Annotated in this window: 9 protein-coding genes; 7 read left to right on the forward strand and 2 right to left on the reverse strand. The window is 67.5% G+C overall.

Annotated features, from left to right (window positions below; all coding sequences use genetic code 11):
• Positions 1-77 precede the first annotated feature (77 nt).
• From CJ014_RS15420 to CJ014_RS15435, 4 genes are all read left to right on the forward strand, one after another.
• On the forward strand, positions 78-773 hold the full coding sequence (locus tag CJ014_RS15420; protein WP_245427372.1) for an ABC transporter ATP-binding protein: 696 nt from the start codon (positions 78-80) through the stop codon (positions 771-773).
• Positions 770-3340: an ABC transporter permease gene (locus tag CJ014_RS15425; RefSeq protein WP_100081376.1), complete on the forward strand. Its 2571-nt coding sequence runs from the start codon at positions 770-772 to the stop codon at positions 3338-3340. The genes CJ014_RS15420 and CJ014_RS15425 overlap by 4 nt, the downstream gene beginning before the upstream one ends.
• 136 nt (positions 3341-3476) lie before the next feature.
• On the forward strand, positions 3477-4226 hold the full coding sequence (locus CJ014_RS15430; RefSeq protein WP_100081377.1) for a Bax inhibitor-1/YccA family protein: 750 nt from the start codon (positions 3477-3479) through the stop codon (positions 4224-4226).
• A gap of 132 nt (positions 4227-4358) precedes the next feature.
• Complete coding sequence (locus CJ014_RS15435; protein ID WP_100081378.1) at positions 4359-4895, forward strand: GNAT family N-acetyltransferase; 537 nt, start codon at positions 4359-4361, stop codon at positions 4893-4895.
• Between the two features lie 63 nt (positions 4896-4958).
• Here CJ014_RS15435 and CJ014_RS15440 read toward each other — a convergent pair whose 3' ends face one another.
• Positions 4959-5990, reverse strand: coding sequence for an aspartate-semialdehyde dehydrogenase (locus tag CJ014_RS15440; RefSeq protein ID WP_100081379.1), 1032 nt, complete (start codon positions 5988-5990; stop codon positions 4959-4961).
• A 546-nt stretch (positions 5991-6536) separates the two neighbouring features.
• On the opposite strand from CJ014_RS15440, the gene CJ014_RS15445 reads away from it, so the two are divergent.
• Complete coding sequence (locus CJ014_RS15445; RefSeq protein WP_100081380.1) at positions 6537-7817, forward strand: methyl-accepting chemotaxis protein; 1281 nt, start codon at positions 6537-6539, stop codon at positions 7815-7817.
• A gap of 88 nt (positions 7818-7905) precedes the next feature.
• Here the strand turns inward: CJ014_RS15445 and acnA are convergent, their stop codons facing one another.
• Positions 7906-10602 (reverse strand): aconitate hydratase AcnA, encoded by a 2697-nt coding sequence (gene acnA / locus CJ014_RS15450; RefSeq protein ID WP_100081381.1) that lies wholly within the window; start codon positions 10600-10602, stop codon positions 7906-7908.
• 312 nt (positions 10603-10914) lie between these two features.
• On the opposite strand from acnA, the gene ccmA reads away from it, so the two are divergent.
• On the forward strand, positions 10915-11556 hold the full coding sequence (gene ccmA, locus CJ014_RS15455) for a heme ABC exporter ATP-binding protein CcmA (RefSeq protein ID WP_245427374.1): 642 nt from the start codon (positions 10915-10917) through the stop codon (positions 11554-11556).
• Positions 11556-12224 (forward strand): heme exporter protein CcmB, encoded by a 669-nt coding sequence (gene ccmB, locus CJ014_RS15460; protein WP_100081382.1) that lies wholly within the window; start codon positions 11556-11558, stop codon positions 12222-12224. Before ccmA ends, ccmB begins: the two co-directional genes overlap by 1 nt.
• Positions 12225-12274: the final 50 nt, after the last annotated feature.

The following is a 12274-nucleotide window of genomic DNA, read 5'->3' on the forward strand; positions in this document are numbered from 1 at the left end:
TGACAGGCTCGGGCTTTCCTCGGCAAGCCCTGCCGACTTCACGTCTGTCTGAACCCGCCAGAATCGAAAGTCCGTCCTTGCCAGATCCCGCCATAGCCCTTTCCCAGGTCGATCTCAGTCTCGGCAGCGGCGCTGCCCGCGTCCACATCCTGAAAAGCCTCTCCTTTTCCATCGAGGCCGGCACCAGCGTCGGCATCGTCGGTCCTTCCGGCTCCGGCAAGTCGACGCTGCTGATGGTGCTCGCCGGCCTCGAACGGGTCGACGGCGGGGCGGTCATGGTCGGCGGCGAGCGGCTCGACCGCCTGGACGAGGATGCGCTCGCCCGCTTTCGCGGCCGCTCGGTCGGCATCGTCTTCCAGTCGTTCCACCTGATGCCGACCATGACGGCGCTGGAAAACGTCGCCGTGCCGCTGGAGCTCAGCGGCCGGCGCGACGCGTTCGAGCGGGCGCGCGTCGAGCTCGAAGCGGTCGGCCTTGCCCACCGGCTCGACCACCACCCGGCGGAGCTGTCCGGCGGCGAGCAGCAGCGCGTCGCCATCGCCCGGGCGCTCGCCCCCGAGCCGTCGATCCTGATCGCCGACGAGCCGACCGGCAACCTCGACGCCGACACCGGCCGCGATATCATCCGCCTGATGTTCGAGGCGCGGGCGCGGCATGGCATGACGCTGGTGCTGGTCACCCACGACCGGGCGCTGGCCGACGCCTGCGACCGCCGCATCGTCATGCGCTCCGGCGAGATCGTCGAGGACGTCCGGTCGGAGATGGCGACATGAGCGTTGGCTCGCCGGACTGGCCGGTCGCCGTCCGTCTCGCCGCCCGCGAGGCGCGGGGCGGTCTGTCGGGCTTCCGCATCTTCATCGCCGCCATCGCGCTCGGCGTCGCCGCCATCGCCGCCGTCGGCTCGACCAGCCGGGCGATCACCGAGGGCATCGCCCTGCAGGGCCGGGAAATCCTCGGCGGCGACATCGCCGTCCGGTTCGGCGGCGAGGTTCCGCCTCAGGATGTGCTTGCCGCCCTCGGCGAACGCGGCCGGCTGTCGACGGTGACGCTGGTCAATTCCATGGCCCGGCGCGCCGACGGCGAGGCGCAGGCGCTCGTTCGCATCAAGGCGGTGGACGACGCCTATCCGCTGACCGGCGAATTGCGCCTCGAAGGTGGCGGCCGCCTCGCCGATGCGCTGGCGCCGGCGGCCGATGGGGCGATCGGCGTCGTCGTCGAGCCGATCCTCGCCGACCGGCTCGACGTGAAGGTCGGCGACCGCATCGCCATCGGCCGGGCGACGGCCGAGGTGCGCGGGCTGATCGAAAACGAGCCTGACCAGGTCGGTACCGGCGTCGCCTATGGACCGCGCGTGATGATGAGCCGGCCGGCGCTGGCCGCCACCGACATCGTTCAGCCGGGCAGCCTCGTCGAGACCACCGTCCGCCTGGCCTTGCCCGATGGAGCGACCGATGCGGTTGTTACCACCGCGGCCGCCGAGATCAAGGCCGCCCAGTCCGACAGCGGCCGGCGCGTTTCCACCCGGCTCGACGCGGCGCCCGGCCTCGAACGCAACGTCGCCCGCTTCTCGGAATTCCTGACGCTGGTCGGCCTGACGGCGCTGATCGTCGGCGGCGTCGGCGTCACCAACGCCGTCAAGGCGTTCATCGACCGCAAGCGCGACACCATCGCCACGCTGAAGGCGGTGGGCGCGCCGGGCGGCTTCGTGGTGGCCGTCTACCTGATCGAAATCGGCGTCATCGCCGGCATCGGCGTGGTGCTCGGCCTGGCGCTGGGCCTGCTGCCGCCGTTCTTTGCCGGCGGGCTGATCGCCGCGGCGCTCGACCTGCCGATCGAGATCGGCGTCTATCCCGGCGAACTGCTGCTGGCCGCCGCCTATGGCTTTCTCACCGCCTTCGCCTTCGCCATCTGGTCGCTCGGCCGGGCGCATGACGTGCCGGTGAGCGCGCTGTTCCGCGAGAAGGTGGCGCCCGAGCGCCGCCTGCCGCGCCGCGCCTATGTGGTGGCGACGACCATTGCCGCCCTGCTGCTGGCCGCGCTGGCCATCATCGCCGCCTCCGACCGCTTCGTCGCCGTGGTCTTCGTCCTGTCGATGGCGGCGATCTTCGTCGTATTGACCGGCGTCGCCGGGCTGATCCGTCGTCTCGCCGGCCGCGTGCCGGCGGTCGGCTCGGCCGAGTTCCGTCTGGCGCTGCGCAACATTCACCGGCGCGGCGGCCTGACGCTGTCGGTGGTGCTCTCCCTCGGCCTCGGGCTGACGCTGATGGTGGCGCTGGCGCTGATCGATACCGGCCTCAGGCGGCAGCTCACCTCGACCCTGCCGGAGAAGGCGCCGACCTTCTTCATGCTCGACATCCGCTCGAACGAGCTCGACGCCTTCTCCCGTCTTGTGGAGGCGACCGTGCCGGGCACCCAGCTTGAGACCGTGCCGATGCTGCGCGGCCGCATCACCGCGCTGAAGGGAACGCCGGTCGACAAGATCGATGCGCCCGACGGCGCCCGCTGGGCGCTTTCCGGCGACCGCGGCATCACGCTGTCGGCCGAACCGCCGGCCAACTCGACGCTGGCCTCCGGCGCCTGGTGGCCGAAGGACTACGCGGGCGAGCCGCTGGTGTCCTTCGAGGACGAGCTGGCACGCGAATTCGGCCTTTCGATCGGCGACACGGTGACCGTCAGCGTGCTCGGCCGGGAGATCACCGCCAGGATCGCCAGCACCCGCAAGGTCGAGTGGCAATCGCTGTCCATCAATTTCGTGATGGTGTTCTCGCCCAATACCTTTGCCGGGGCGCCCTATTCGGTGCTGTCGACGGCGGCGCTGCCGGCAAGCGGCGATCCGGGCGGCGACCGGCAGAACGAAGGCCGGCTGATCAAGGCGGTGGTCACCGCCTTCCCGACGGCGACCATGGTGCGCGTCAAGGACGTGCTCGCCACCGTCAACGACCTCATCGGTTCGCTGACGCTGGCGATCCGCGCCGCCGCCTCCATCGCGCTCGCCGCTTCGGTGCTGGTGCTGGCCGGCGCGCTCGCCTCCGGCCACCGCCAGCGCGTCTACGACGCCGTGCTGCTCAAGACCTTCGGGGCGACGCGCGCCCGCGTTCTCCTGGCTTTCGCGCTGGAATACGCCGCGCTCGGCCTCCTTACCGCCGTCTTCGCGCTGGTTGCCGGCGCGGCCGCCGCCTGGGGCGTGCTGACCGGCATCATGGACGTGCCGGTCGACCTCAATCCGTGGGTGGCGACGGGCGCGGTGGCGGTGGCGCTTCTCCTGACCATCGGCCTCGGGCTGCTCGGCACCTTCAGGGCGCTGTCGGCCAAGGCGGCGCCCGTTCTCAGGAATCTTTAAATCTTCGTCATGTTTGATAGAGTCGTCGGCACGCCCTTGAGCTTTCACCGGCGTGCGCCCATATTGCTATTTCGAGCAGGGGGAGGCTCGCCTTCCCCCAGCGACTCTGTATTCCTAGAGAAGGATCGAGGCCCCAATGGCATTCCCTGAACGCAACATCCCCTCCGGTTACGGTTCCCGGACCTATTCCGCGGAGATCGATCAGGGTCTCCGCAGCTATATGCTATCGGTCTACAACTACATGGCGATCGGCCTTGCCGTGACCGGCGGCGTCGCGGCGCTTGCCGCCAATGCCGCGGTGGCGAGCTGGGATCCGATCACCCTCACCTCCTTCGGCGTCGCGCTCTACACGAGCCCGCTGCAGTGGCTGGTCATCCTGTCGCCGATCGCGCTGGTGATGGTGTTCTCCTTCGGCATCCAGCGGCTTTCGATGCCGGTGGCGCAGGGCCTGTTCTGGGCCTTCGCGGCGCTGATGGGCCTGTCGCTGTCGTCGATCTTCCTGGTCTATACCCAGCAGTCGATCACGCAGGTGTTCTTCATCTCGGCCGCCGCCTTTGCCGCCCTCAGCCTCTATGGTTACACGACCAAGCGCAGTCTCAGCGCCATGGGTTCGTTCCTGATCATGGGTCTGTTCGGCCTGATCATCGCCTCGCTGGTCAATCTGTTCATGCAGTCGTCGGCGATGGAATTCGCCATCTCGGTGCTCGGCGTCGGCATCTTCGCCGGCCTGACCGCCTACGACACGCAGACCATCAAGGAGATGTATTACGAGGGCGACGACAGCGCGACCGCCGGCCGCAAGGCCATCATGGGCGCCCTCAATCTCTACATGGACTTCATCAACCTGTTCATCATGCTGCTGCGCCTGATTGGCGACCGCCGCTGACGACGGCAGAACGTCCTGAACGAACACGCGGCGCCGGGTCATTCCCGGCGCCGTTTTTGTTTGAGGCGGAACGTCGGGCATGCGATCTAGAACACGCGCATTGCCGCGCCCTTCGTCATTCCGGATTCGATCATGCTGACCATTCGTCCCGCCCGCTCCGGCGACATCCCGGCCATCGCCGCCATCTACCAGGAAGCCGTGCGCACCGGCACCGCCTCGTGGGAGCTCGAGCCGCCAACCGAGGCTGAGATGCTGAGGCGCTTCGAGACCATCACCGGCGGCGGCTATCCCTATCTCGTTGCCGAAATGGGCGGGACGCTTGCCGGCTATGCCTACGCCAGCGCCTACCGGCCGCGCCTTGCCTATCGCTTCACCGTCGAGAATTCGATCTATGTCGATCCGGCCCGTCAGGGCCAGGGCATCGGCAGGCGCCTCCTGCAGGCGCTGATCGACGACTGCGCCCGGCGCGGCTTCCGGCAGATGGTGGCGGTGATCGGCGACAGCGGCAACCTCGGCTCGCGCAAGCTGCACGCCGCCCTCGGCTTCACGCTGATCGGCGTCGCGCCGGCGCTCGGCTACAAATTCGACCGCTGGCTCGATCAGGTGCTGATGCAGAGGGCGCTCGGCGACGGCGAGCATTCGGCGCCCGGCGAGCTTTCAAAGAGCTGAGGCAAAAGAAAAAGGCCGCCGCGAGGATGATCGCAGCGGCCAAAAGCGTGTGTATCGGGGCGTTCAGGCGGCCTTCTTGGGCTTCAGCAGGCCGCGGTTGATCAGCACCTCGGCGATCTGCACGGCGTTGAGCGCGGCGCCCTTGCGGAGATTGTCGGAGACCACCCACATGGTAAGGCCGTTCTCCACCGTGATGTCCTCGCGGATGCGGGAGATGTAGGTGGCGTCCTCGCCGGCCGCTTCGTAAGGGGTGATGTAGCCGCCGGGCTCGTGCTTGTCGACGACGAGGCAGCCGGGCGCCTCGCGCAGGATCGAGCGGGCCTCGTCGGCGCTGATCGGGTTTTCGAACTCGATGTTGACCACTTCCGAGTGGGAAATGAACACCGGCACGCGCACGCAGGTGGCGGTCAGCTTGATCTTCGGATCGAGGATCTTCTTGGTTTCCGCCGTCATCTTCCACTCTTCCTTGGTGAAGCCGTCCTCCATGAAGACGTCGATGTGCGGAATGAGGTTGAAGGCGATGCGCTTCGGAAACTTCTTCGGCTCGACCGGATCGGAGACGAAGATGGCGCGGGTCTGGGTGAACAGCTCGTCCATCGCGTCCTTGCCGGCGCCCGACACCGACTGGTAGGTCGACACCACCACGCGCCGGATGCCGGCCTTGTCGTGCAGCGGCTTCAGCGCCACCACGAGCTGGGCGGTGGAACAGTTGGGATTGGCGATGATGTACTTCTTGGTGAAGCCGGCGGCGGCATCGGCGTTCACCTCCGGCACGACCAGCGGCACGTCCTCGTCGTAGCGCCAGGCCGAGGAATTGTCGATGACGACGCACTTCTCGGCGCCGATCTTCGGCGACCATTCCTTGGAGATCGAGCCGCCGGCCGACATGACGCAGATGTCGACGTCGGAAAAGTCGACGTGCTCGAGCGCCTGCACCTTCAGCGTCTTGTCGCCGAACGACACCTCGGTGCCCTGGCTTCTCCGCGAGGCGACAGCCACCACCTCGTCGGCGGGAAAGCCGCGCTCGGCGAGGATCGAAAGCATTTCGCGGCCCACGTTTCCGGTGGCACCGACCACAGCGACCTTGTAACCCATGTTGGACTGACCTTCTGAAAGTGTGGCTTTGCGCCGTAAAAGTCGTCCCCCGCCTCGTCTGGCGGCCGGTCGCTCTTCAGTCTGTCAGGGAGACGTTCGAGGAGGCCACCTTCCGCCTCCTCCAACCCCGAGGAGGACGGTGCGGGGCGAGGAAGCGTCGATTACGTCGTGGTCGTTTTCGTCGTCGCCGTTTTCGTCATGGTAAGCCCGGCCGGGACAATACCCGGCGCAAAGACGGCCTGACGGGAACCATTCGCGAACGGCATGGACCATTCCTCTCTCGAATGCTGGGCTTTATGGCCGAAAGGGCAGGGCGGGTCAAGACGAATCGGGATGGGATGCGGCGGAGCCGCCCTGTTTCCGGCGGCTGGCCGCGAGGGGACCGCCTTGCCTGTTTTTCCAAGCTGATCGGCGGCTTCTCCGCAGTATTACTTAGGTGTAGCGGGCGCCGAGCCACCGGCAAAACAAGCAATCCTTTACCGGTGGGGTTGTAGATCTCTTGATGATTCCCGTCGGTGGGAAAATGTGAATTCAAGCGAGGCGAGCATGTCGCTATTCGGACGCAGGACTTCTTCAGAGAAGATCAAGATCAACTTCTTCGACAGCACGCCCGATGCCGTGATGGTCATTGCCGACGGCAAGTTCATCGAGTGCAACGCCGCCGCCGTCAAGATGTTCGGATCGTCGTCGAAGAACGCGCTGATCGCCACCACGCCGGCCGCGCTGTCGCCGCCGATGCAGCCGGACGGCCAGCCGTCGGCGGCCAGGGCCGAGGCGCTGATCGGCGAGGCGATGGCCACGGGCTACAAGCGGTTCGAATGGCTGCACCGGCGGGCCGACGGCACCGACTTCCCGGTCCTGGTGACGCTGATCCTGTCCAAGGTCGATGGCCGGCCGGTGGTCCTCACCAACCTTGCCGACCTCTCCGACGCCTTCCGTGAGCGCGAGGCGCGGCGCGAGCAGGAAGCACGCAGCGCCAAGGCCTCGATGCTGCAGCAGCTCACCGCCGAGTTCGACCGCAACGTCTCGGCGGCGCTCGGCACGGTGGGCCAGGTCGCCGACCAGCTCGAATCGTCGTCGCAGGCGATGTCCGGCTCGGCCGACCAGACCAATCGCCAGCTCACCGAGCTGACGGCCGCGTCCGAGCAGGTGTCGGCGGCCGTCGGCATCGTCTCCGAATCGGCCGGGGAACTGTCGGCGTCGATCGCCGAGATCGGCCGCCAGGTCCACCAGTCGAGCAGCATTTCGAGCGCCGCCAACGAGGAGGCGCGCCATACCAACGAAATCGTCAAGGGGCTGGCCGAAAGTTCCGCCAAGATCGGCGAGGTGATCAGCCTGATCAACGGCATCGCCAGCCAGACCAATCTCCTGGCGCTCAACGCCACCATCGAGGCGGCGCGGGCCGGCGAAGCCGGGCGGGGCTTCGCGGTGGTCGCCCAGGAAGTGAAGGCGCTCGCCAACCAGACGACGCGGGCCACCGACGAGATCGGCGCGCAGATCGGTGCCGTGCAGGCGGCGACCACCCAGGCGGTGGGCGCCATAGGCGGCATCGCCACGCGCATCGGCGAGATCAACGAGATTGCCGGGGCGATTGCCGCGGCGGTGGAACAGCAGTCGCGCGCCACCGCCGCCATCGCCAGCAACATCCAGCAGGCCTCGGCGGCGAGCCATAAGGTGTCGATCAACACCGGCGGCGTCGCCCATACCTCGGTGGAGACGCGCAAGGCGGCTGAGGCGGTGCTGAGCTCGGCCAAGGCGCTGTCCGGCGAAGCCGGCGGCCTGCGCTCCACCGTCGACCGCTTCCTGCAGGGCGTGAAACGGGCGTAAGCGACCGAGACCGGCGCAAAACGAAAGGCCCACCCTCGCGGGTGGGCCTTTTGCGTCGTGTTTTGGCCAGGCGAACCGGCGCTCCGGCTCAGGCGGCGAGCTGCCTCAGCACGTAGTGCAGGATGCCGCCGTTCCGGTAGTAGTCGAGCTCGTCGAGCGTATCGATGCGGCAGAGCAGCGGCACGTTGATCTCCGCGCCGTCGGCGCGGCTGATCTTGGCCGTCAGCGTCTGGCGCGGCTTGACGTTGGTGATCCCCTCGATGGTCACCGTCTCGTTGCCGGTGAGGCCGAGGCTCTGCCAGTTGGTTCCTTCCTCGAACGTCAGCGGAACGATGCCCATGCCGACCAGGTTGGAGCGATGGATGCGCTCGAAGCTCTCGGCGATCACCGCCTTGACCCCGAGGAGGTTGGTGCCCTTGGCCGCCCAGTCGCGTGACGAACCGTTGCCGTATTCGACGCCGGCGAAGACGACCAGCGGCACGCCTTCCTCCTTGTAGCGCATGGCCGCGTCGTAGATGTACATCCGGTCGCCCGAGGGGTGGTGGATGGTCCAGCCGCCCTCGACCACGTTGCCGGCGTCGTCCTTGACCATGTTGTTCTTGATGCGGATGTTGGCGAAGGTGCCGCGCATCATCACTTCGTGGTTGCCGCGCCGCGTGCCGTACTGGTTGAAGTCGACCGGCCGCACCTGATGGCTGGTGAGATACTGGCCGGCCGGGCTCGCCACCTTGATCGAGCCGGCCGGAGAGATGTGGTCGGTGGTGATCTTGTCACCGAACAGGCCGAGGATGCGGGCGCCGATGATGTCGCTGACCGGCGGCGGCGTCATGGTGATGCCGGTGAAATAGGGCGGGTTCTGCACGTAGGTCGAGTCGACGTTCCAGCCGTAGGTCTGGCCGATCCCCGCCTCGACGGCGCGCCAGCGGGCGTCGCCCTTGAACACGTCGGCGTATTTTTCCTTGAACATGCCGGCGGTGATGTAGGTGGCGATCGTCTCGTGGACTTCGCTGCTCGACGGCCAGACGTCCCGCAGATAGACCGGCTCGCCGTCGACGCCGAAGCCGAGCGGCTCGGTCGACAGGTCCTTCTGCACGCTGCCGGCCAGCGCGTAGGCGACGACCAGCGGCGGCGAGGCCAGGTAGTTGGCCTGCACGTCGGGGCTGACGCGGCCCTCGAAGTTGCGGTTGCCCGACAGCACGGCGGCGGCGACGATGCCGTTGTCGTTGATGGCCTTGGAGATCGGTTCCGGCAGCGGGCCGGAGTTGCCGATGCAGGTGGTACAGCCGAAACCGACCAGGTTGAAGCCGAGGGCGTCGAGGTCCTTCTGCAGACCGGACTGGCTGAGATATTCGGCAACGACCTGCGAACCGGGCGCCAGCGACGTCTTCACCCACGGCTTGACGCTGAGGCCCTTCTGTCGCGCCTTGCGGGCCAGGAGGCCGGCGGCGACGAGCACGCTCGGGTTGGAGGTGTTGGTGCAGGAGGTGATGGCGGCGATCACCACGTCGCCGTGGCCGAGGTCGAAATTGCCCTCCTCGACCGGGTAGCGGGTGGCGATGTCGGTGAGCTTCTTGTATTCGGTCTCCATGGCGGCGGTGAAGCCGGTCTTGGCCTCGCTGAGCGACACCCGGCCCTCCGGCCGCTTGGGACCGGCGAGCGATGGCACGACGGTGGAGAGGTCGAGCTCCAGAACGTCGGTGAATTCCGGGTCGGGCGTGTCGGCGGTGCGATAGAGGCCCTGGGCGCGGGCATAGGCGTCGACCAGGGCGACGCGGTCGTCGGCGCGGCCGGAGAACTTCAGGTAGCGGATGGTCTCGGCGTCTACGGGGAAGAAGCCGCAGGTGGCGCCGTATTCCGGGCCCATGTTGGCGATGGTGGCGCGATCGGCCAGCGTCAGGCTGTCGAGGCCGGGACCGAAATATTCGACGAACTTGCCGACCACGCCCTTCTTGCGCAGCATCTGGGTGACCGTCAGCACCACGTCGGTGGCGGTGACGCCCTCGGTCACCTTGCCGGTCAGCTTGAAGCCGATCACCTCGGGGATCAGCATGGAAACCGGCTGGCCGAGCATGGCGGCCTCGGCCTCGATGCCGCCGACGCCCCAGCCGAGCACGGAGAGGCCGTTGACCATGGTGGTGTGGCTGTCGGTGCCGACGCAGGTGTCGGGATAGGCGTAGGTGACGTTGCCTTCCTCGTTGGTCCATACCGTCTGGGCCAGGTACTCGAGGTTGACCTGATGGCAGATGCCGGTGCCCGGCGGCACGACGCGGAAATTATGGAAGGCGTTCTGGCCCCACTTCAGGAAGTTGTAGCGCTCGACGTTCTGCTCGTACTCGCGGGCGACGTTCTGGGCCAGCGACGAGGTGGTGCCGAAATAGTCGACCACCACCGAGTGGTCGATGACGAGGTCGACGGGAACCAGCGGGTTGATCTTGCGGGGGTCGCCGCCGAGGGAAACCATGGCGTCGCGCATCGCCGCGAGGTCGACGACGGCCGGAACGCCGGTGAAGTCCTGCATCAGCACGCGGGCGGGCCGGTAGGCGATCTCCTTGTCGACCTTGCCCTTGTTGTCGAGCCAAGCGGCCATGGCCTTGATGTCGACTTCGGTCACCGAACGGCCGTCCTCGAAGCGCAGCAGGTTTTCGAGGATCACCTTCAGCGAGACCGGCAGGCGCGAGACGCCGGCAAGGCCGTTCTCCTCCGCCGCCTTCAGGTCGTAGTAGACATAAGTCTTCGAACCGACCTGAAGTTCTCTCCTGGACTTGAAGCTGTCGAGCGACGGCATGCGCAGGCCCCTTTCCATGCCGGGGGCGCCTTGCCGGGGCGGACGGCGGCGAATGCCGACCTGCGCTCGGACAGGACCTCACCACCGGCGAGCTGTTTGACGTTTACGTAATGGTCAGATGACGACCGGAGACTTCCTTGCGCCTTATAGAGAATAAGGTGGCGGCTCACCAGACCTTGTGTACGAAATTCTACCATATGGCGCCGCATTGCGGGATCGGCGTCCGGTTCCGTCGGCCGGCACGCGAAACCAGCTTACGCCTCCCGCCGCGATGCTCTATTGGAAGGAACGCCGTCCGCGCCGGAGATCTCCGTGAATCAGTCCTTTCCGCCCTTCCGCCTCATCGTGCAGGCGCTCGACGTCGAGCGCGGCGGCCGGCGGGTGATCGAGGGCATCGATTTCGAAATCGCCGGCGGCGAGGCGGTGCTGGTCACCGGTCCGAACGGCGTCGGCAAGTCGACGCTGCTGAGGGCGCTCGCCGGGCTCAGCCGGCCGGCAGGCGGTTGCGTGCGCTTTCTGGCCGACGGTGTCGCCGATCCCGACGAAGTCGGCCGCCACATCCACTATCTCGGCCACCGGGACGCGGTGAAGCCGGCCCTGACGGTCCACGAGAACCTGGCGTTCTGGCAGGACTTCCTCGGAGCGGATGGCGGTGAGCCGGTGGAGACGGCGCTCGAAAGCGTCGGACTTGTCGATCTCGCCGCCCTGCCGGCCGCCTATCTGTCGGCCGGGCAGCGGCGGCGCCTCGCCGTCGCCCGCCTCGTCGCGGTGCGCCGGCCGCTCTGGCTGCTCGACGAACCGACGGCCGCCCTCGACGCCGCGTCGGAGGCCAGCCTCGTCCGGCTGATGGCCGCCCATCTGGAAATGGGGGGCGCCGTCATCGCGGCCACCCATCTTGCCATCGGTCTGGCCGGCGCCCGCTCGCTTCGTCTCGTCGCCGGGGAGATGGCCTGATGCCGCCGCTCGCAGCCCTCTATGTCCGGGAATTGCGCCTCGCCGTCCGCATCGGCGGCGGCGCCATGATGGGCGTGTTGTTCTATCTGATCGTGGTGACGACCTTTCCCTTCGCCATCGGCCCGGATCTCAACCTCCTGTCGCGCCTCGGGCCGGCGATCCTGTGGATCGGCGCGCTGCTCGCCACGCTGCTCGGTCTCGACCGGCTGTTCGAGGCCGATCGCGACGACGGTGCGCTCGACCTTCTGGTCGCCTCGGGCCGGCCGCTGGAACTGCTGGTGATCGTCAAGGTCGCGGCGCACTGGACGGCGACGGGCCTGCCGCTCATCATCGCCGCGCCGTTCCTGTCGCTGCTTCTGGCCATGCCTGTTGACGTGACGCTCGCCACCCTGGCGACGCTTGTCGCCGGTACGCCGGCGCTGACCCTGCTCGGGGCGATCGGCGCCGGTCTGACCGTGTCGCTGAGGCGCGGCGGCCTGCTGCTGCCGATCCTGGTGCTGCCGTTCGCCGTGCCGGTGCTGATCTTCGGCGTCGCCGCCGCCACCGCCGTCGCCTTCGACCCGGCCGCCTTTCGCACGCCGTTTCTGCTCATCGTCGCCCTGACGCTGATGGCGGCGGCGATCTCGCCGATCGCCACCGCTGCCGCGCTCAGGAACGGGCTTGATTAGAGCATCGGACCGAAAAGTGGAATCCGGTTTTCGGAAAATCCGATGCGCCA

The organism is Pleomorphomonas carboxyditropha (genome assembly GCF_002770725.1).
Taxonomy (GTDB): Bacteria; Pseudomonadota; Alphaproteobacteria; order Rhizobiales; family Pleomorphomonadaceae; genus Pleomorphomonas; species Pleomorphomonas carboxyditropha.

Coding starts and splice junctions, on each gene's coding strand:
- CJ014_RS15425 (WP_100081376.1), top strand. CDS start 770: ATGAGCGTTGGCTCGCCGGACTGGCCGGTCGCCGTCCGTCTCGCCGCC.
- CJ014_RS15430 (WP_100081377.1), top strand. CDS start 3,477: ATGGCATTCCCTGAACGCAACATCCCCTCCGGTTACGGTTCCCGGACC.
- CJ014_RS15435 (WP_100081378.1), top strand. CDS start 4,359: ATGCTGACCATTCGTCCCGCCCGCTCCGGCGACATCCCGGCCATCGCC.
- CJ014_RS15440 (WP_100081379.1), bottom strand. CDS start 5,990: ATGGGTTACAAGGTCGCTGTGGTCGGTGCCACCGGAAACGTGGGCCGC.
- CJ014_RS15445 (WP_100081380.1), top strand. CDS start 6,537: ATGTCGCTATTCGGACGCAGGACTTCTTCAGAGAAGATCAAGATCAAC.
- acnA (WP_100081381.1), bottom strand. CDS start 10,602: ATGCCGTCGCTCGACAGCTTCAAGTCCAGGAGAGAACTTCAGGTCGGT.
- ccmB (WP_100081382.1), top strand. CDS start 11,556: ATGCCGCCGCTCGCAGCCCTCTATGTCCGGGAATTGCGCCTCGCCGTC.